The sequence below is a fragment of the Paenibacillus pectinilyticus genome (genome assembly GCF_001700435.1).
Taxonomy (GTDB): domain Bacteria; phylum Bacillota; class Bacilli; order Paenibacillales; family NBRC-103111; genus Paenibacillus_E; species Paenibacillus_E pectinilyticus.
This window is the reverse complement of record NZ_LYPC01000027.1, coordinates 919,258-939,474: the sequence shown is the minus strand read 5'-3', so window position 1 is coordinate 939,474 and position 20,217 is coordinate 919,258. Positions and strand designations below refer to the sequence as shown.

20 protein-coding genes are annotated in these 20,217 nt (G+C 45.6%); 10 read left to right on the top strand and 10 right to left on the bottom strand.

Annotated features, from left to right (window positions below):
* Positions 1-105: 105 nt before the first annotated feature.
* Positions 106-942 carry an AraC family transcriptional regulator gene (locus A8709_RS25745; RefSeq protein WP_065856513.1) on the top strand — a complete coding sequence of 279 codons (837 nt, stop codon included), beginning with the start codon at positions 106-108 and terminating at the stop codon, positions 940-942.
* A gap of 486 nt (positions 943-1,428) precedes the next feature.
* Here A8709_RS25745 and A8709_RS25740 read toward each other — a convergent pair whose 3' ends face one another.
* The 6 genes from A8709_RS25740 to A8709_RS25715 all read right to left on the bottom strand — a co-directional run bounded on the left by A8709_RS25740 (position 1,429) and on the right by A8709_RS25715 (position 7,650).
* On the bottom strand, positions 1,429-1,719 hold the full coding sequence (locus A8709_RS25740; protein ID WP_141692653.1) for a hypothetical protein: 291 nt from the start codon (positions 1,717-1,719) through the stop codon (positions 1,429-1,431).
* Positions 1,720-1,868: 149 nt separating this feature from the next.
* The gene (locus tag A8709_RS25735) at positions 1,869-2,741 is read right to left on the bottom strand and encodes a sugar phosphate isomerase/epimerase family protein (RefSeq protein WP_065856510.1); all 873 of its coding nucleotides are present in this window, start codon (positions 2,739-2,741) and stop codon (positions 1,869-1,871) included.
* A 31-nt stretch (positions 2,742-2,772) separates the two neighbouring features.
* Positions 2,773-3,633 carry a sugar phosphate isomerase/epimerase family protein gene (locus tag A8709_RS25730; protein WP_065856508.1) on the bottom strand — a complete coding sequence of 287 codons (861 nt, stop codon included), beginning with the start codon at positions 3,631-3,633 and terminating at the stop codon, positions 2,773-2,775.
* Between the two features lie 33 nt (positions 3,634-3,666).
* Positions 3,667-4,725 (bottom strand): Gfo/Idh/MocA family protein, encoded by a 1,059-nt coding sequence (locus A8709_RS25725; protein WP_141692683.1) that lies wholly within the window; start codon positions 4,723-4,725, stop codon positions 3,667-3,669.
* A gap of 167 nt (positions 4,726-4,892) precedes the next feature.
* Complete coding sequence (locus A8709_RS25720) at positions 4,893-5,867, bottom strand: quinone oxidoreductase family protein (protein WP_065856504.1); 975 nt, start codon at positions 5,865-5,867, stop codon at positions 4,893-4,895.
* 136 nt (positions 5,868-6,003) lie between these two features.
* Positions 6,004-7,650 (bottom strand): putative bifunctional diguanylate cyclase/phosphodiesterase, encoded by a 1,647-nt coding sequence (locus tag A8709_RS25715; RefSeq protein WP_065856502.1) that lies wholly within the window; start codon positions 7,648-7,650, stop codon positions 6,004-6,006.
* A gap of 237 nt (positions 7,651-7,887) precedes the next feature.
* On the opposite strand from A8709_RS25715, the gene A8709_RS25710 reads away from it, so the two are divergent.
* The 4 genes from A8709_RS25710 to A8709_RS25695 all read left to right on the top strand — a co-directional run bounded on the left by A8709_RS25710 (position 7,888) and on the right by A8709_RS25695 (position 10,958).
* On the top strand, positions 7,888-8,652 hold the full coding sequence (locus A8709_RS25710; protein WP_065856500.1) for a phytanoyl-CoA dioxygenase family protein: 765 nt from the start codon (positions 7,888-7,890) through the stop codon (positions 8,650-8,652).
* A 97-nt stretch (positions 8,653-8,749) separates the two neighbouring features.
* Positions 8,750-9,580, top strand: coding sequence for an AraC family transcriptional regulator (locus A8709_RS25705; protein WP_065856498.1), 831 nt, complete (start codon positions 8,750-8,752; stop codon positions 9,578-9,580).
* Positions 9,581-9,739: 159 nt separating this feature from the next.
* Positions 9,740-10,423, top strand: a complete 684-nt coding sequence (locus A8709_RS25700) for a PDDEXK family nuclease (RefSeq protein WP_065856497.1) — start codon at positions 9,740-9,742, stop codon at positions 10,421-10,423.
* Between the two features lie 217 nt (positions 10,424-10,640).
* Positions 10,641-10,958, top strand: coding sequence for a hypothetical protein (locus A8709_RS25695; protein WP_141692652.1), 318 nt, complete (start codon positions 10,641-10,643; stop codon positions 10,956-10,958).
* Between the two features lie 14 nt (positions 10,959-10,972).
* On the opposite strand, the gene A8709_RS25690 is transcribed toward A8709_RS25695, so the two are convergent.
* Together A8709_RS25690 and A8709_RS25685 are read right to left on the bottom strand one after the other, a co-directional pair.
* Entirely contained in the window at positions 10,973-12,799 is a 1,827-nt protein-coding gene (locus A8709_RS25690; RefSeq protein WP_065856492.1) for a heparinase II/III domain-containing protein, read from the bottom strand.
* A 191-nt stretch (positions 12,800-12,990) separates the two neighbouring features.
* Positions 12,991-13,623, bottom strand: coding sequence for an SGNH/GDSL hydrolase family protein (locus A8709_RS25685; RefSeq protein WP_065856491.1), 633 nt, complete (start codon positions 13,621-13,623; stop codon positions 12,991-12,993).
* 255 nt (positions 13,624-13,878) lie between these two features.
* Between A8709_RS25685 and A8709_RS25680 the strand changes: the two genes are divergently transcribed.
* Genes A8709_RS25680 through A8709_RS25660 form a run of 5 tightly spaced genes read left to right on the top strand, consistent with a single transcriptional unit; the run spans position 13,879 to position 19,031 of the window.
* A complete protein-coding gene (locus A8709_RS25680; RefSeq protein WP_065856489.1) occupies positions 13,879-15,408 on the top strand; it encodes a spore germination protein in 1,530 nt (509 codons plus the stop codon).
* Complete coding sequence (locus A8709_RS25675; RefSeq protein WP_167357170.1) at positions 15,392-16,480, top strand: GerAB/ArcD/ProY family transporter; 1,089 nt, start codon at positions 15,392-15,394, stop codon at positions 16,478-16,480. The genes A8709_RS25680 and A8709_RS25675 overlap by 17 nt, the downstream gene beginning before the upstream one ends.
* Positions 16,477-17,691, top strand: coding sequence for a Ger(x)C family spore germination protein (locus A8709_RS25670; RefSeq protein WP_065856486.1), 1,215 nt, complete (start codon positions 16,477-16,479; stop codon positions 17,689-17,691). Before A8709_RS25675 ends, A8709_RS25670 begins: the two co-directional genes overlap by 4 nt.
* Positions 17,688-17,915, top strand: a complete 228-nt coding sequence (locus tag A8709_RS25665) for a hypothetical protein (RefSeq protein ID WP_065856484.1) — start codon at positions 17,688-17,690, stop codon at positions 17,913-17,915. The genes A8709_RS25670 and A8709_RS25665 overlap by 4 nt, the downstream gene beginning before the upstream one ends.
* Positions 17,916-17,927: 12 nt before the next feature.
* On the top strand, positions 17,928-19,031 hold the full coding sequence (locus A8709_RS25660; protein ID WP_065856482.1) for a GerAB/ArcD/ProY family transporter: 1,104 nt from the start codon (positions 17,928-17,930) through the stop codon (positions 19,029-19,031).
* Positions 19,032-19,051: 20 nt separating this feature from the next.
* Here A8709_RS25660 and A8709_RS33820 read toward each other — a convergent pair whose 3' ends face one another.
* The gene (locus tag A8709_RS33820) at positions 19,052-19,219 is read right to left on the bottom strand and encodes an aspartyl-phosphate phosphatase Spo0E family protein (RefSeq protein WP_084225427.1); all 168 of its coding nucleotides are present in this window, start codon (positions 19,217-19,219) and stop codon (positions 19,052-19,054) included.
* Positions 19,220-19,346: 127 nt separating this feature from the next.
* Positions 19,347-20,144, bottom strand: a complete 798-nt coding sequence (locus tag A8709_RS25655) for a polysaccharide deacetylase family protein (protein ID WP_065856480.1) — start codon at positions 20,142-20,144, stop codon at positions 19,347-19,349.
* Between the last annotated feature and the right edge of the window lie 73 nt (positions 20,145-20,217).

The following is a 20,217-nucleotide window of genomic DNA, read 5'->3' as shown; positions in this document are numbered from 1 at the left end:
GATATGAATCACCATGCTTTCCTTATTGTACAAGACAAATTTTTCTTTTAAAATATAAAATACACCGCTTCCTATATTAAAAAATGAAAGAGATGATCGATTTCCATGGCAACGGATTATAGAAAGTTTTTCGTGATCACAGAAGCCGATCGGAAGCTCCCCCTCATTTTAGAGACGATTGGTTATGAGGTTCAACAGCAACATTATATCCGTGAAGAAGGATATCCTTGCTTTCATTGGCTGCAAACCATTGCCGGTAGCGGCGAAATCATTCTCGATAGCGGGCCGGTTAAGCTAGGAGAACGACAAGGAATGCTGCTAGCAGCAGGTGTGCCTCATTCCTATTCTGTACCTGAGCCTCTGTGGTCCACATGGTATTTAACCTTTGATGGCGCGCTTGCCGCTTCCATTGTTCACGCTTTGGACATCCCCCTCTCGACGCCAATGAGTTGGGGCTCTGAAACACCACTGGCTGATATTCATGATTACTATTATGACAAATATCGCGATAGTCACGATTTCACAGGCACGAATGGTTCCTTAGAAATCTATCAATTCCTAACTCTGCTGAAAAAACATGGCATCGTGAACAAAAGTGCCTCCTTCTCGCAAAGTCATGAACGACTCTTACCGTTGCTGCTCGAGCTCGAACACTGCTATGGCGATGCGCATGTTGGCCTTGCTTGGATGGCCGTGCAGCTTGGTGTCTCCGCGCAGCATGTGAACACCTTGTTCCGGCGAGCTTTCGGCCTCTCTCCGTATCAATACCTGCTCCAGCTGCGCTTGCAGAAGTCCAAAGAAATCCTAATCGCGCAGCCTGATCTAACGGTTAAACATATCGCGGAGACAACGGGCTTTCTCGATGCGTCGCATTTTATCTCTACCTTCCGTAAAGCCGTCGGTCAAACTCCGGATGTGTTCAGACAACCTTATTTGAAGTGACTGTGCAGGTTTCGGTTCTTTCAGGTACCGGTGTTGTTCACGAGATAGTCGGGGAATCCGGTTATCTCGACTCCCATTTCCACTATTGATCACAAATTAATCGGGTTTTCCGTCTAACTGGAGTCCCATTGCTACTTTTGATCACGAGTTGATCGGGTTTTCCGTCTAACTGGAGTCCCATTGCTACTTTTGATCACGAGTTGATCGGGTTTCCCGTCTAACTGGAGTCACTTTACCACTTTTGGTCACGAGTTGATCGGGTATCCCGTCTAACTGGAGTCACATTGCCACTGTTGATCACTAACTAGTCGATTCTATCGACTTACACTCTCCGACTGGCCCCGCTTCTCTCCTACATGTCGATTCTATTGACTTATCACGTTCTATGAACAACTCACTGAGCCACAAATCCACAGCAAGCACAAAAAAACCGCCAAAGGCGGTTAAAGGTTAAACGTTAAAGGTAATCCCCATTTTCATAGGAGATTAATGATTAGGAACAAATTCCCTATGCACTTCCAACAACTTTTGCACGAAAATCTCAAAGTCTCGCAAACTCGACGAAAATTTGAAATCGGTTACACCAGTATGAAAATCAATAACCGTTAGGGCAATACGATTTAAAGGATATTCTGGGATGGGCTCAGAGGCAAGAGTTATATTCTTGAAAGGATAAATGGATGTTTCACCGTAGAAACGAAGCACTGTTAAATGATCATCTCTTAACTCCAACGAAATCTGTTGTTCCGAATCCGTGAAACTCTTCAGTGTACTCATCATAGCTCAATCCTCCTCTTGTCCTCTATTTTACTCCCTTTCCGGGAGATTAAGAAGCCCAATTTACAAAGATTGTTAATAGCCTATGCTGCTAATTACGCAAAAAAAACCTCGCCAAAGCGAGGTTTCCACATTAATTTCTTCCACATTTATTTAAACGTGTTGATAAAAGCAATCGCACTAGCAATGTCTGCCTCCGGCTGCTCCCCAACTTCGCGTTCAATCGTCAGATAGCCTTTGTACCCAATATCCTGCAACGCTTGGAAATAACGCCCGAAATCCACGTGACCTTCGCCAAGTGCAAGCTCACGATACGAACTCCCTGAAGTCGCCGCCTCAGCAATATCCTCATGTGACATCGGCTTAAAGCCAAGCGAACCGTATACTTCACGCGGGTCTACTTGACGAAGTCGAATGCCGTCCTTCACATGCGTGTGCACGATGTAATCTTTCAGCGTATAGACACCCTGAACAGGATCATCGCCTGTCACCATGACCATATTCGCTGGGTCGAAGTTCACCGAGACACCTTTGGTGGATAGGTTATCAAGGAAGCTTTTCAAGTGAGCCGACGTCTCCGGCCCTGTTTCTACCGCGAAATAAGCGCCTAAGCTGCTCGCATATACACCTAGTTCCTCACACGCTTGCAGCATCGTTTCGTAAATCGCGCTGCCGCGATCCTCAGGCACGACGCCAATGTGCGTCGTTACCACATTGGATCCCAGTTCAACAGCAAGATCAAGAATACGCTTGGATTTTTCAATTTTCTCCGCATTCACAGTCTGATCTTGAAAGCCATGTCCACCCAAATCACCGCACAGCGCTGAAATTTGCAGATCCAACGAAGCGATGTAAGCACGAAGTTCTTTACGCGCTTGCGGCGTTAGATTAGCGGGATCCATCTCACCGGAAACCGCATATATTTGCACACCATCTGCGCCAAGTTCCTTTGATTTCTTAAGGCCGTCACGCAGTCCAAGACGTAAGCTATCTACCATAATGCCGATTGGATTGATGATCATTCTTTGAACACTCCTTATCGTAAATGAACACTTAGTTAATTTCGTTCCAAAGTCTTCTAATATTTTGCAAACCAATTAAAGTGCCCGTCTTGCACTCTTCCATACCTTCAAATTCCAAGGAAATGTAACCGTCATAGCCAGAGCTTTTGATCACACGCAAAACTTCACGAACATCCACATCGCCATGACCTACAATCGATCCGCGCAAATAGGTCCCATGCGAAGAACGAAACCAGCCTTCACCTGGATTTTGATACGATGGGCGAATATAGAAATCCTTCACATGGACAATAGAAGCAAAAGGAAGGTTATTCGTGACTGCACTGGCGGAATCCTCGTCAACACACACGAAATTCCCGATATCCAGCGTTGTGCGGAAATTAGCACGATCAACAGCATGAATTAAAGCTTGTACGCGATCGCTATGCTGAATGAAGAAGCCATGATTCTCGACACTGGTCACAATGCCATATTGACTCGCATAATCAGCAATTTGGCGGCAAGCTTCAGCTAGGCGTTCCAGGTTCGCGTTGAAGTTACGAATCGAGAGATCATCACTGCGAGCTACGTCATGACGCATGAGTTTTACACCTAACCTAGCAGCTAGGTCTACTTCTCCTTTGACTCGCTCAATCTCCTTGAGATAATCTTCTTCGGATTCGGTTAAGAAATTGGCTCCGATCGCATAATTAGAAATATCAATACCTCGAGCCTCCGCTTTCTCACGAATCTCATCCGCAAGCGCCAAGTTACCCGGTAAATCATACCCCAATGGCACAATCTCCACATGTTCTCCACCTTGATCTGCAATCCAATCAATGACGTCCATGATCGACATTTCTCCAGACTTCAACGCCTGGTACAAGCTATATGTGCTAACGCCTAGCTTCATATTCGTTCCTCCTCATCTTCGGGTACATGCGAACTATAATCTAATTTCTTGTCCTTTAGCTGCTGATTCATAGATCCCACAAAGGATTTTCATCATTTCAAGACCGTCTTCCACCGGACTAATCGGGGTTTGGCCTGTTTGACAGCAGGACACGAAATGGTTGATTTCATTTTGAAAAGCGCTATTAATCTCGATGGACTTGTTATTAATTTGAGGTGTCACATTCGTGATGGTGTCCAGAACTTCCGTTACGAATACAATTTCAGGCTCCAGCTCAACGCCGCCTTTATCCCCATAAAGCTTGACAGCGATTTCATCCTTCTTAGCATGGAGTGTGAAACTAACGTCCACCATGAGCGAAGCACCATTCTCAAACCGGATCAGCACATTCGCCAAATCCTCAACCGTATTGCGTTCCGCATCATAATCGGCGGCTTGATAGAAGGATAAGTTTTTCACATTTTTCCGATTACCCAGTTTATTATATGTGTGTCCGCTCACCGCAACCGGTTTCGGTTTACCCATCAAATACCAACAGACATCAATGACATGGACACCAATATCAATCAAAGGTCCACCGCCAGAGCGCTCCACATCAGAGAACCAACCACCCGGATTGCCTAAACGACGGAGACAGGACGCCTTCGCATAATAGATCTCACCCAATTGACCATTATCGATAAAATGCTTCACCAACTGTGCATTCGTATCATATCTACGCACAAATCCAACCTGTAGAATTTTCCCGGTCTCACGAACCGCATCTTGGATGCGCTGAGCCTCTTCTACGGTTTTGCACAACGGCTTCTCTACCAAAACATGCTTGCCAGCAAACAATGCAGCTATTGCGATCTCCGCATGCGTATTGTTCCACGTACAAATGCTAACGGCATCAATGTCCGAATTGGCTAGCAGCTCTTTGTAATCCGTATAAATGTGAGCTATATCATATTTCTCGGCTTTCGCCGCTGCACGTTCACGATTAAGGTCACAGACAGCAACAATGACGGCTTCTTCTGATTTGGTATAGGACGCAAAGTGCAAATCTGAGATGGAACCTGCCCCGATTACACCAATTCTTACTTTGTTTATGCTCATTGCGATTCACGCCTCCTTCTAATATCTACCTATTAAAGTTATCACGCTTTGGGCATGGGGTGAATACATAGAATAAGCATATCCATGGACTATATGTTCAAAATGACACGCAGAAAGAAAGCGGCTACCCTTGCTTCAATCTAGGGTAAGCCGCTTTCTGCTTAAGGAATTAATAAAATTTTACCCATACTTCGTCTACTTTCTAATAATCGGTGAGCTTCCGCGCCGTCCTTCAATGAGAATGTCGTCATCCCATCCAATTTCAGGCTTCCGTTTCGAAGGGCTTCAAACAAATCATTAGCACGCTGAATCCGATTCTCCAAGCTGGTTACATGATTCCATAGATCGCCGCCTGTTAATGTTTTGGAGCTATCCATCAGCATTCTTGGATCCACGGGAGCTGGATCTCCCCCTGCCATGCCGTAGAAAACGACCGTTCCTTTCGTGCGGATGGCTGCAAAACTGTCCATGAGCGTTGCACCTACCGAATCGTAGGCGACCTGAGCACCTTCTTTATCTTGTGACCAATGTTTCACGCTATACACCCAATCCGAGGAATAGAGGATGACTTCATCTGCGCCAGCCTGCAGTGCGACTTGCTTTTTTGACTCGGATGAGGTCAAACCGATCACCCTAGCTCCTTTACTTTTGCAAAGTTGGATCAAAAGTTGCCCCACACCGCCTGCCGCGGCATGGATTAGGACGTCATCTCCAGCCTGAACACGATAGCTGTCGTTCACCAAATAATGCGCCGTCATGCCTTGCAATAAAAGGCCTGCCGCATGCTCGAAAGAGAGGTCCGCCGGCAGCGGAATCGCCCTGTCCACAGGAACAGCGACTAGCTCTGCGTTTGCATATGGCACATCCGCAAAGGCGATCCGATCCCCTATTTGAATATGCTGGATATGAGCTGGTACCCACTCGACGATGCCCGCGCCTTCGTAGCCAAGAATAAACGGCGGTTTCCCCGCCAAATGATAGTTGCCTTTGCGGCGATACACGTCTGCGAAATTCAGACCGATCGCTTTCGTCCTAATAAGCAGCTGATTCCCATCTACTTCTACGACGGGGTCAGGAATTTCCTTATATGTGAGAACTTCGGGACCCCCGAATTGTTCAAAAGTTAAAGCTTTCATTTGCTACCTCCTGCGAGTAATTGACCAGTGTAATTTTATCATATTCGCTTTAAGAAACAAAAAAAGTGCCGCCATTACGCCAAAAAGCGTACAGCGACACAAGATCTTCTAGACTGTTCATTGATAAGAAAAGCAGCTAAGCATCTGCCCATTCAATCGACGAGGGTAATTCCATGAGCGGAACGGGCTTATTAATGTAATACCCTTGAATCCCCCAACATTGCATCTCCGCTAAAAGATGAAAGTGTTCCTTGGTTTCAATACCTTCAGCGACCACTTGCAAATGAAGTGCTTGCGCCATAGCAAGGATAGCTGCAATCAAAGGCACATTGCCGTCTCGAATGAAATTGCGATCCATTTTCAACTTATCGAGCGGCAGCAGTGTTAACATACTTAAGGAGGAATAGCCGGTTCCAAAATCATCCAATGCGATGGTAAACCCGGCTTCTCGCAGCTTGCGAAGAATAAGCTGTACCTCTTGCAAAGAGTGCAGCGTCGTGCTTTCCGTTATTTCTAATTCCATCGCAGACGGATGTACATCCTCTTCCTTCAAGATTTGCAGCACCTCAGCAACGAATCGGTCGTCATGCAGCTGAATGCGTGAAATGTTTACGGATATTTTGAAAAGAGGACCGTACCTCGTCTTTAGTTGATGCCAATCTTTGCAAGCCTGACGAATTACCCAATAGCCAATCGGCACAATAAGCCCAGTCTCTTCAGCAACTGGAATAAAATCATTCGGCTGCATTATCCCGCCATGGGTCCAAAACCATCGCAGAAGTGCTTCGGCACCTACAGCCTTCCCGGAAGCTGGATGGTATATAAGCTGATAGTGTAACCGTAACTCATCTTTCTCAATCGCTTTCGAAAGGGCAAGTTCATGAATGAAGTTCTCCACGTGATCGTAGCGGGACGTCGCTTCGAATAAGTGATAACGCTTACGACCAGCTCCTTTGGCTGTGTAAAGTGCAATGTCCGCATGTTTCAAAAGAAGTTGAATTGTCTCATTATGTTTTCGCTCTGCAATCCCGATGCTCACGTTCACACTCACAGCATGTTCATCCACCTGAAAAGGCTCATGGAACAGCTGGCTAAGCTTCTCCGCTGTCTCTTCCACACGATCATCAGATCTCGTATCCACCACGACAAATTCATCACCGCCCAGGCGAATCAGTGAGTAGCGACTTTCCCCAAAAACTTCAATCAGGCGGCACGCCACTTCAACGAGCACCGAATCTCCAGCCTGATGGCCGAAGGTATCGTTAATTTTTTTGAAATAATCCAAATCCAATAAATAAATCGTCGAAGGCTCTACCACATGTTCTAATAAATATCTGCGATTAAAAAGGTTGCAAAGATCATCTTGGTACGCGTAATGATATAAGGTATTCTCATGCTTTTTCCGCTCTGTAATATCCCGTGTGACGGAAAAAATAAAGCTGACATTACCGCAATCGTCCAAAATTGGTGTGAGAATACTTTCCCCGCTTGACGTTCCATTGGGTAAAATAAAGCCATCCTCATAACGAATCGTCCTTCGTTCATGTACGACTCTCGCATATTTCTTATATAAATAATCTGCCATCTGGCTGGAGTTCGCTTGAAAAAAGGTTAGCCCCACCTGCTCCATTGAAATACCACTAAATTGGGTCGCCGCACGGTTCACATAATAATACGTAATTTCGGTTCCCGTCACGCTCATGATGTAGATGGAATCTTCAATATCATCCAGCATTTTCTGTAATAATGTCATATCTAGTCTTGGATTTGCAGGAATTGTCATACGTTATGACTCCTTTATTCGATTCACCTAACGTTCATGCCCCAAAGGGCCGTCATACTGGTTCGACACGCTCCATCATTTCCCCTTCATTTTTCGTGATAGGGCCTTTCGAATGTATGATGCAAATGAGCGTTTTGTGCTAATCATAATCGATTTCGTTCCTTATGAGGCGTGGTTGTAACCTTTACAATAAGAGTATGCAAAGATAAAAGTTAGCTATTCAGGGAGGTTACACACATGATAACCAAAGGAAGCCCATTCTCGCTCAAGCAATATGTTAACGAAGGGTATAGTGGTCCGATGCAAGGGCTCTCACTCGAAGAATCTGAGATGTATTTCAATCGCTTCTTCGATGTGATCGGTCAGAATAAATTTAATCCTGGTCCTACTAAAATGAACTTATCCGCTTGGCATCAGAATCATCTATGGGCCTATACGCTTGCTACGCACCCTAGCATTGTAACTGCCATGAAGCAAGTTCTAGGTGAGAACTTGGTGTTATGGGCTATGCATTTCTGGTACAAAGAGCCTAACAATGACAAATTCATTCCTTGGCATCAGGATATTAACTATTGGCCGATGGAGCCTGCCATCAACGCGACTGCATGGGTGAGCTTAGGCTGGTCCATTCGTGAGAATGGTTGCCTGCGCGTCATCCCTGGCACGCACCAATCCATCGTTGCACATGTCGCAACGGAGACTGATAAGAGTGCCTTCGATAAAGGACTCCCTGCCGAGTCGATCGACGAAGCCTTAGCCATCGACTTGGAAATGTCGCCAGGCCAGATCGCTTTTTTTAACGAAGCCACTTTCCATGGCTCTGAAAATAATAAATCGAACATCCCTCGCGTCGCCTTCTCGGTTCGGTATACAACGCCTGAGGTCAAATTCTTGATTGACGAATGGGGCGGCGATACAACGCGAATTCGCACTTTCCTCGTGCAGGGTGAGGATGCGTTTAATCGCAACGAAGAGATTAAGGGGGTCGTGCCTAAGGGGTAAAGATGCGTAGGTCCCCTCCTGATCATCTCTCGTTTTTGCCAACAAGAACATGGTAGAATAAGAGACATACAACGCGTCGCAGGGGGAGGGCTGCTCATTGAACTCTTTGCAATTGATGATTGAAGCTTTAGAGGTTCGGTTTCTGCATGTTACACAGTATGGACTAGACTTTAGATGGCAGGAAAAAGCGCGAACCCTGCGACACTGCGTATTATGGTACGTGCACAAAGGCAGCTTCCACCTTGATATTGACCAATCCAGCTATCACTGTAAGGAAGGTCATCTTGTTATCCTGCCTGCACAAAGTGTGATTAGCTTTCGCGCTATCTCAACGGAACTACAGCTTACGAGTATTAATTTCGATGCCAAAATTCCTCTGGTTAGCAATCGGAGCTGGGTACAGTTATTACATGTCCCGCTCCTGCATGAGGGCAGAGAGATAGCTGTCGAACCGTTGATTCAAGAAATGCTTCAGCTTGAACGTGAGGCGCTGCCATTGATTCATCTCTTACAGCAATCTACGTTGCTTCGCATTCTCTATGCCTTGCTGCACAAATATAATTCAGAGGATCCCAGCTCCAGCTATTCACACTTGGACAACCGGATCCACACCATCATCCACTTTCTTCACGCGCATCCGCAGCATATGCCTGAAATCAAGGAACTCGCTGAGCTCGTCCAACTCAGTGATTCCCATTTGCGCAAGTTATTCATCAAACAAACGGGGCAAGCTCCACTCCATTTCGTCCATAGCATCAAAATCGAACAAGCCAAAAAACTCCTCACCACCAGCGAGAAGCCTATTTCTCAGATTGCTTACGAGCTTGGCGTCGAGAATCCGAACTATTTCTCTCGGTTGTTTAAGAGCAAGACAGGACTGACCCCACTGTTATATCGACAGCAGTTTGGGTTGTGGTTGAATGAGTAGGATGTGGGGTTCCCCCGATAAATTAAATTGTAAAACATAAGCTAACTATGATATTATTCCCATAAATAAATCGGTAGTGAAGCACACACCGCTTTCTCAAGTCAGCAATTGCTGAAACTGGGAGGCGGTTAATTTATTTTATAGGAGGTATCGTAGTTAGTGGATGAATTTCAACTCGCGCATTATGCTTTTATAGCTAAGCATTTAGCTAAAAGAGAAGGCCAACGTTTGAAAAGGTTAAAAGAGGGCCATGGGTATGCTGAAACGAGTTTTCTTCGCTATATTTGGTGGAAAGCCTTCGGAAATTTCGATGACTTACATCCTGAGTATGAAATCAAAGATTTTCGTGATGGTACAAGGTTTTTAGACTTTGCTTATATTCGTCACTCCCTTAAAATTGCTATTGAAATTGATGGATTTGGTCCTCACTATACCGAAATCACGCGAGCACAGTTCTCAGATCAACTGATTCGTCAAAATCATCTTGTACTAGATGGTTGGAAAGTTTTTAGATTTTCATTGGATGATGTGAAAAATCGCCCTCGCATGTGTGAACAAATCCTCCAGCAGTGTATTGGGAAATATTTTGGCGATTTTTTTAGCCAAGATCATTCTATGTCGTACATAGAGAGAGAGATTATTCGTTTAGCTAACTCTATCGAAAAACCAATTAGACCAGTGGACATCCAGAAATCGTTCCAATTTGGACAAGGTAAATCTCAACGCATTTTAAAAGCGATGTGCGCAAAAGCATTCTTGAAGCCTGCTGGGCAAGGAACATCGCGTATTCGCAGCTATTCCGTTAATCAAACCCTTGTTTTAGCTAGCTGGGAAAAATCCTAATTAACGAATTTAGAAACAGGAAGTCCCCTAATTCAAAAATTAGGGGACAAGCTTAGGCTCGGATTCCGAGCCTTTCCGCTGGCGGCGACTGGCTTTGGATCGGGTTCCGAGCCTATACGCTGCCGGGGACTGGCTTTGGATCGGATTCCGAGCCTATCCGCTGGCAGCGACTTGCTTTGGCTCGGGTTCCGAGCCTACCCACTGGCGGCGACTGGCTTTGGCTCGGATTCCGAGCCTTTACGCTGGCGGCGACTTCCTTGGGCTCGGGTTCCGAGCCTATCCACCGGCGGCGACTGGCTTTGGGTCGGATTCCGAGCCTATCAGCTGGCAGCGACTGGCTTGGGCTCGGGTTCCGAGCCTATCCACCGGCGGCGACTGGCTTTGGCTCGGGTTCCGAGCCTATCCACCGGCAGCGACTGGCTTGGGCTCGGGTTCCGAGCCTATCCACTGGCTGCGACTGGCTTTAGCTCGGATTCCGAGCCTTTCCGCTGGCAGCGACTGGCTTTGGATCGGATTCCGAGCCTTTCCACCATAATGAATCGTCCCCGCTCAGCCCAACTCCAAAGTAACTACAATCCTCGCCTGCGCTCCGACCTCTGCCGCAGTTAGATCAATCAAGTAGACAGTCTCCGTGCCGCCCTCGTGATTCTCATGCTGGGCCGTTTGGATGGAAGCTGTCAGCTGATTGGCATCATAACGAAGCAATTGGCTGCGACGTTCATCTTCTCTACTCACAAGCCTAATCTCACCATCTCGCGAGATAACCGGTTGATGCAATGTGACGAAATGCTCCGTCACAGCTGCTCCAGACTCGCGGAACTCGAAATTGTCCGTGATGGTCAGCTGACCCCGCTGCTTATCGAGATCAAACTCCCGCTCCAGCTTCACAAGTGATGGCACCGCGTATGCTTGAGTTAAATCTAGCTTGAACAAGTCCTGCTCATCTGTGCTGTCAGCAGCCAGTACCTGAGCGTGGTGCGTAATGCCTTCAGCCTGGTGACTGCCGTTAATGATCGGCACACTGTGGCCCCCTGAGCTATTGCATAGAATGCTGTATCGCTCTTCTCCAAAGTACTGTTTGGTGTAGAGTCCCGCTCCCAAATCTTCGAACCATCTCACATCATCAACGATCCAGATGAAATGACCAAGATCGTTATGATTATGAGGCTCGTCGTTATGTCCGCCTTTGGCTGCGAAGCTCACAAGCTTGTCGCCTACCCTCGCACGGCTAATCAACCACTGGGCATCCGGGAGATAATTCGTCTGCATCGTCATACCCTCACGCGCGCGAAGCAAATCTTCGTTCAGCCACACGACATTACGAATTGCGCTTGCAAAGCGGCCGCAATGATCAACAGTTGGCGGAATATGGGCGAGAGTCGGGATCCGAATCTCCTCGAATTGCTCGCACAATCGGCTGAAAATCCCGATTTGAATCCCATTTTGACGGGAACAGTCTGAGAAATTCGCGATCTGATTCCCTTGCAAGAAGCAGCTTTGTGGGAATTGTGCCACTTTGCGTGCTTTGTCATCCGTCAAAAGAATATCGACTTTTCCACCAGTACGCTGCTTCAGTAATTCCGAGAAATACACATAATACCCGAAGCCATAGTACCAATACCCCAAGCCCTCCAAGCAAGCGCCTTCTTCTGAAAAACCTTCAAGAAAGCATTCCATAGATGCAAGCACACGCTGAATGACAGGCATCAGCTTTTTGGAGTCCTTCAGCAAATAAATCGCGCTCATCCCAATGCTACCCGCACAAACGGCGGACCAGTTAATGTCGCAGCTTTCCCACCAATAGGCTCTTTTGAGGCTCATATAAGGCTCAAGCACGCGCTCCATTATCTCACGTTGCACTCTACGAATCACAAGACCGTTAAGCCGATCTCGGAAAATATGGCAGGTCTCGCTCAACGCATGCGCGGTTTCTGAAGCAAATAAATCGATATGCTTGTACTCTTCACCTTCCGCAGCCTCATCATGATTCATCAAATGTGCAGGCAAGCACCATGTATATTCATCGCAAATGGCCCAAATCGTATTCTCCAAATCAGAGATATACGAGTCACTTCCATCTTTCAAGGCAGCCACAACTAAAGCCGCCAACCGGCGACGACGATCAAAATAGAGCGCTTCAAATTCCATACGCGTACCCTTAGAACGGTAGAAATCCCACTCTTTAAAAGGTAACGCCGCGATTGGTTTCGTTGCAAATTCTTGTACAAGCGGTGTTACTTCGTTATATACAACAGCTAATAACGAATCCGCTGAAGGTTTTTCCAAAGAATTTGCGATTTGTAATGCTTCCTGAAACAGGTTAGCATGCTCCGATTCGGCTGCGAGTAAAGCATTCAGTAACACTCTTGTATTCATAGGATATTCCTCTCTTTTCGTTCATCAATATCTTTAACTATAGACCTATCGATATGAGGAAACTAGGTACTATTTTTACCTCTTTACCTCGATTATTGACTACTTGCCCTAAAGAAAAAGAAAAGCCTCTCGCAACAGCGGAAGCCCTTTATGATCACACTATTCGTTTTTCAAATGATACCCACTATTCTCTATTCAGCTGCCCCGACAACTTTCAGCCATTCATTAGCAATTAGTGCATGCCCTGCAGGAGATGGGTGAACACCGTCAGGTGCCCAGAAAGCGCTCTCAGCTCGGGTGGAGGCTTGTGCAAATAATCCGTCTAAACAAAGTAATCGTGCACCAAATTCTCTCGCTAATTCACGTACGACTGTAATTTTCGGATCCAAATCTTCTCTCCACAGCTTACGATCTTCAGGCACTGGCAGCACAAATGGCTCGATAAGCAATAACTTCGCTCCCGTACTCGCTGTCTGATCTAGTAACTGACGGTAACCATCTCTAAACTTCTCCGTCGAGGTCCCATCATTTCGATCATATCTGCGCCATGTATCATTAATTCCAATATAAATGGAAACGAGATTCGGTTTCAAATCTAAGCAATCTTCCTGCCACCGGCCTTGTAAGTCAGGAACGCGATTGCCTGATATCCCACGATTAAAGAAAGTGACTTGCTTCTCCGGATATTTTGCTGAAAACAATGCAGCTGCCAGTAACGCGTAGCCTTTCCCTAAATCATTCGCATTCTCACGAATACGCCCAGCATCCGTAATACTATCTCCTTGAAATAGAACAATATCTCCTTGCTCTAACCATGTTGCCATTGTAACTTACGCCTCCTTTGATTGCCTAGCTCTATCCTAATGATAGGAATAAATTTCCTCAAAATTATAACATGTACGAATGCACTCGTGAACACACTATTTTTGCAAAAATCCAAGAGGCTACTCGCCAGCCCAATGACCTAACAATTTAGGTCTGAGGGTTTAACTTACGACAAAAATGGACAAAAAGATACGTATTACCAAAATAACCGACTATGCCATTCCATACCTACATTTTAACAAGGAGTCTTGCTCATGGATGCCATATCTACGGTCTCACCCACACTAATCTCTGATCAACTCCAAGATAATTACCAAGAGCTTAGCGCCATTTATAATAAATGTCATGATGTTCATTTCCATACTTTCACCATCGGTCAAACCACAAAAGCTTTCATCGTCTATGTTGAAGGTTTAGTCGACATCGATCTATTAAATAAAGATGTTCTCGATCGATTACTTCAAGAAACGAAAGACGAATGGAATTATTCTGTGAAAGATTTATCAACCTTGATTTCAATTTCCAACATCACCGAAATCATTCGTATGGATGATCTTGTTTCATGTCTGTCCTTGGGATCTGTTGGCCTATTCGTACAAGGTGTTCCCTCGTGCTTCGCACTTGGCATTCCTAGGTGGGAGAAGCGCGGGATTGACGAGCCAAGTGCTGAATCTGTCGTCAGAGGATCTCGTGAGGGATTTACTGAGACCATACAAATTAATACCTCCATGTTGCGCAGGAAAATCAAGAGTCCAGCCATGAAAATGATCCCTTATACGATTGGTTTGCATACACAAACTTCGATTTTTGTTGTCTATATGGAAGGTATCGCCAGAGAATCACTTATCGAAGAGATTCATCAGCGGATCAGCGATATTCAGATTGACGGCATTCTAGAAAGTGGATACATTGAGGGTCTCATTGAGGACAGTCCTTTCTCGCCGTTCCCACAGATTCAAGTGACAGAGCGGCCCGATGTCGTTTGCGCGGCCCTTCTGGAAGGGAAGGTATCCGTCCTTGTGGACGGTACTCCTTTTGCCTTAATTGCACCGGCAACCCTCTTCTCGATGCTGCAGTCACCTGAAGATTATTACCAGCGTTTCTTGATTGGAACCTTGATTCGCTGGATGCGCTATGTTTTTTTCTTGACGACTCTTTTGCTGCCATCCCTTTATATTGCAATTCTCACTTACCATCAAGAAATGGTGCCAACTTCGTTATTGCTTAGCGTTGCAAAGTCCCGAGAGGATATTCCTTTCCCAGCATTGGTAGAAGCTTTACTGATGGAAATCTCATTTGAAGCCTTGCGCGAAGCCGGGGTCCGACTTCCTAAGCAGGTCGGCGCCGCCGTCAGTATCGTTGGAGCACTCGTCATTGGACAAGCCGCTACTTCAGCTGGCTTAGTTTCGGCCCCCATGGTTATGGTGGTTGCGATTACGGGCGTTGCCTCTTTCATGATGCCGCAATATACCACTGGGATCGCATTGCGTATGCTGCGTTTTCCGATTATGTTCTTATCCGGCATGCTCGGCTTGTTAGGGTTGATGCTTGGATTTATCGTTATTGTGATTCATTTGTGTTCACTTCGCTCTTTAGGAGTCCCGTATTTGCAGCCACTTGCGCCAATGAAAAAAAATGAGATGAAGGATGTACTTATCCGAGCACCCATTTGGTCGATGAGACGCAGACCTTTATACGCCAATAAGACAAATATGTATCGTCAGCCGCCAGGACAGAAACCAGAACACAACCAAGGGAATGATACACATGATCGAGAAAGGTAAAATCTCCCCTTTTCAGATGGCACTAATTATGCATCCAACGATTATGGCTACTGCTACGCTCTCTGTACCCGCCATTACGATGAGACTGGCGGGCCGGGATATGTGGATGGCACCAATTATCTCTTCACTCGTTGGTTTTTTAACCATCTATATCATCTATCATTTACACACAAAATTTCCAAATGACACGTTTATTCAATATGTTCCACGGATTCTAGGGCGATATGTTGGCCCCCTACTTACGCTAATCTACATCTTAGCCATTCTCTATTCCACTTGTGTGACGATTAGAGAATACGGCGAATTGATTACAGGTAATTTTCTCAACGACACGCCGATGATCATTATCGTGGTTCCGATTGTTGCTGTTTGTGCCTATGCGTTATATCAGGGCTTAGAAGTTATTGCCAGGTCTGCACAGCTTTTGATACCAGCCGCCATCTTCATTATATGCGCAATGGTTATTATGTTAATTCCTGACTTTCAACTCAAACAAATGAGACCTTTTCTAGGAGATGGCCTACTCCCACCTTTGTTAGGATCCATCGTACCAGCCTCATGGTTTTCACAATTTTTTCTTCTCTCGTTTCTATTTCCTTATTTAACAAATAAGAAAATAGCGATGAAATGGGGTATTATCAGCGTTTTGAGTGTGATGATTACGATGCTTACCGTTAATCTCCCTATTTTATTAACGTTTGGTTCACTGACCACGGCGATGCATTATCCTTTCTTGGTGGCTGTACGCTACATTGCTCTCTCCGATTTTATAGAGCACATCGAATCTCTCCTGATGGCCATTTGGCTCATTGGCATCTACGTCAAGATAGCGATTATCTATTATTTGGTCACACTAGGAACCGCACAATTGTTTAAATTATCTGATTACCGTCCCTTAATCCTGCCAATGGGCTTCCTCATCATGCTTGGCAGCATTTGGGTCGCACCCAATTTCCAAGAAATGAATCATGCAGTAAGCACAAGCATCCCTTTCTTTTCCCTGCTCTTGCAAGTTGTGATCCCAGGCTTGCTGCTTATCACGGTAGTCATAAAAGGGAGACTTCACCGATGAGGACATTTACGGTCTGCCGAGGACTCCTATTACTCGTTGGGCTTAGTCTTCTTCTCCTACTCACGGGTTGCTGGGATCGAACGGAGATTAATGATGTCGCATTGATCACAGGTGCGGCTATTGATAAAGTCGATGACTCTCATATTCTGTTATCCGTTCAAATTTTCGTCCCTCGCAGTACACCAGGCAGCGGCGGCGGCAGTGGCATGAGTGGGCAATCGTCGAATGTCGGTAATCAAGCAACCATCGTTACCTCCGCAAAGGGAGAAAACATTGCAGATGCGCTATCTCATATTCAAGAAAGGCTGCCGCGGACGCTGTTTTGGGGACATGCGGAGGTTTTTATATTCAGTGAAGCGGTTGCCAAAGATGGCATTCGTGATGAAATTGACTACTTAATGCGCGCACCGCAGCCAAGGGAACGGGCTTTTATGTTTGTTGCCAAAGACAACGCTCGCAAGATATTGGAGAATCAAACCTTTTTAGAACGAAATTCATCAGAAGCTATGCGTGAAGTCGCGAAAGAGAAACTATCTTTAAGTGTGACTTTAGCCGACCTCGCACAAATGCTTGTCGATGAGCCTGGTGCCGCGGCACTTCCCTGTATTGAAATGCTTCCTGCCTCTTCAGAAAAAAATTACGACAGAGTACCAACCCCTATAAACGGAACTGCGATTTTTCGAAATGGTAAGATGGTTGGGGCTATTGATGAATTTACGACCAGAGGTGTCCTTTGGATCCGAGACGAAATCAAGCAAGCGGTTATTACCGTTAATCCGCCTGAGGGTAATGGAACTGTTTCACTTAGACTCATTACGAGTCATACCAAGCTGAAGCCGATGATTCGTAACGGCAAATGGTCCATCGACATCCAAATACGCACAGAAAACAACGCCCTGCAAAATTCAACAAAGTATAAAATCAGTTCCGACCCCCAAGCACTCAAAACCATTCAAATGGCTATGAATGATGATATTGAAGAGCGCGTAGTTCTAGCTCTCAACCAAATTCAGAAGGGAATGGGGGCAGACATCTTCGATTTCGCAGGAACATTTCATCGGGCTTATCCCAAACAATGGCAGCAAAACAAAGCCAATTGGGATGAAATTTATCCGAATGTAGAGGTTACGATACACCCTAACGCTACGATTCAGCGCCCAGGACTTACGAGTATCAAAGAAGTTGAAGAGAAGGAGCGATCAGGCCAATGACATCCAAGGTGATACCAGGGCTTATGCTGCTATGTTTGGCTCTTAGCGCTTGGCAATGGTATCGCATCCGGCGTATTCCACGAGCTGAGCGAATTGTATACCTATCCATCCTGGGGATGTGTTGGATTCTTGCTTTGATTCTCTACCTCTATCCCAATTTACCAAGTCCTACTACGATGCTTGATACCCTGTTTCACCCTTTAGGCAAGCTGATTGATAAGTAAAGGAGACTGCACATGCGCATGCGAATTAGCGGAAAACAATTGTTCTGGATGATCTCTTCCATGCAGGTCAGCATGACGATGCTGCTCACCATTCATCCAGCCCTCCTTACGGCCAAACAAGATTCATGGCTCTCTATCTTGATAGCGACACTACTCGGGATGTTCATCGCTTTTATCTGCACGCGGCTCAATCGTAAGTACCCTGGTCAAACCCTAGTTACCTTTCTACCGTTGCTAGTTGGAAAATGGATTGGCGGTTTTCTGTTAGTCCTCTATGGTGCCTTCTGGTATGTCGTACTTGCCATGGTGTTACGGCAATATGCTGAGTTCATACTTGCGACAATTCTTCCACATACACCGTATGTTGTGCCCATGCTTGCTATGCTGCTGATTGCTGTCTACGTCACGAAGTCAGGTATTGAAAGCATTGCGAGATGCAGCGAAATCTTAGGCCCTTTCCTGCTCATTATTATTGCAGCTACCTTGCTGCTTAGTATCCAAGATGTGAATCTACAGGAGGTATTACCTTTTTATGTCGATACGGGTTGGAAAGTTATTCTTCAAGGTGCGCTCCCTTCGACAACCTTTCTAGGGGATTGTGTCATGCTTGTTTTCCTGCTTGCGTTTCTTGCCAATCCCAATCAAGGAACGAAGCCTGCCATATTCGGGGTTGCTGCCGCTGGACTCCTTACTTGTGCCACAACATTCGTCATTGTAACGCTATTTGGCGAGCAAATGGCCGCTGGACAAACTTACCCGTATCTGAATCTAGTTCGCTATCTCTCCATTTCTAATTTTTTTCAAAATTTAGACGCCCTTATGATCCCCATATGGATTATTGGGGTTTTCATGAAAGTATCTCTGTACCTTTTTATATGCACTTTCGGCACGGCGCAAGTATGTAAAGTGAACAGATGGCCACGCATGCTTTGGCTTGTTGCTCCAATCATTTTGCTCATCGCCATGGTCCCACGAAATTTTTATGATAGTTCGGTTTTCTTTCCAGAAAAAATCGCCGTTCCGTACATACTGCCCATTCACATGGTTGGGATTCCACTTCTCTTATGGGCACTAATTGCGCTGAAAAACAAAAAAAACCGAGCATCACACACATAGGTGTGAACTCGGTTTACTTATTAGGCAATGCGTATAAAGGTTAACTGATAATACGTATTCAGCAGTTCATCCAGTGCGATAGAAAGTTTCAATACCGTTTCAGACAATAGGCCATATGCTTGACTAGCAAGATTCAGCTCATTTCTAAGTGCTTCAATCTTCTGTTCCAACTCATATCGTTGCCCCATATTGATCCCTCCGATTTTGAAATTCCTCTTGTGGATAACTCACACGTTTTGTTACCTTTATCTTATAGGAAGATTGTTAAGAAAATATTAGCAAACGATCAATTTTAGAAAATTTTACAATAAAATGTTAAATTCGGACGATTTGCCCCGCTGGAATCTCAATAACTTCTCCTTCCGCGCTTAGCCAGACCGAAATGGCCGAAGGGTTCTCGATGATACGGCAGTTTGCAGAGAGCCGAAGTTGATCAAGCGCTTTCATGTACGCTACAATTTCAGCATTCGTTGCAAACCAAATGTCGGTTCTGCCCTTCACCTTTTCGCCAAATTGTTCAATCAATTCCCAATTTTGATCATTCTCAAATTCATAGCTATGACCCCAAACATACAATAATGCCATGCGTGAAAACCTCTGTTCGAGCTGCACGAAGGCATCCACTTGCTCAACCATGCTCTTATGATGACAAGTTGGATGCCAGCGCAGGAAATCACTCGGCATTTGATAACCGCCATGACTAGCAACAGTTCGCGCATACTCAATCCCTAGGCCAGGGAGTAAGTCTACCACCTGATCGGAATGCGTCCCGAATGGATAGCTCATGCCCCGAACGGGGTAACCTACCAACTCCTCTAACGCTTCGCGGTCCTGCAAGATTTCGCGCACGACATGATCTTTCGGCGATATTTCCAGAAATGGATGATCTACCGTGTGCGCTGAAACCTCATGTCCTTGGAAGAGTGAGGCTACCTCGGAAGCCGTTATGTAGCCTTCATTCCCTAGGAACCCACTATTTAGATGGAATGTCCCTTTGAGCCCATACTCATTCAACATTCGTACTAGTCTGCGATCATGGTCTCGCCCATCATCAAAACTAAGTGTTAACGCTTTCGTTACCCCTTGCGGAAATCGATCCAAACGAATACGCATATAAATACCCCCCAAGATTATCTGACACTTTCTTACAATGTAACAGAAACTTCCTTGGAGGGCTATATCAAAT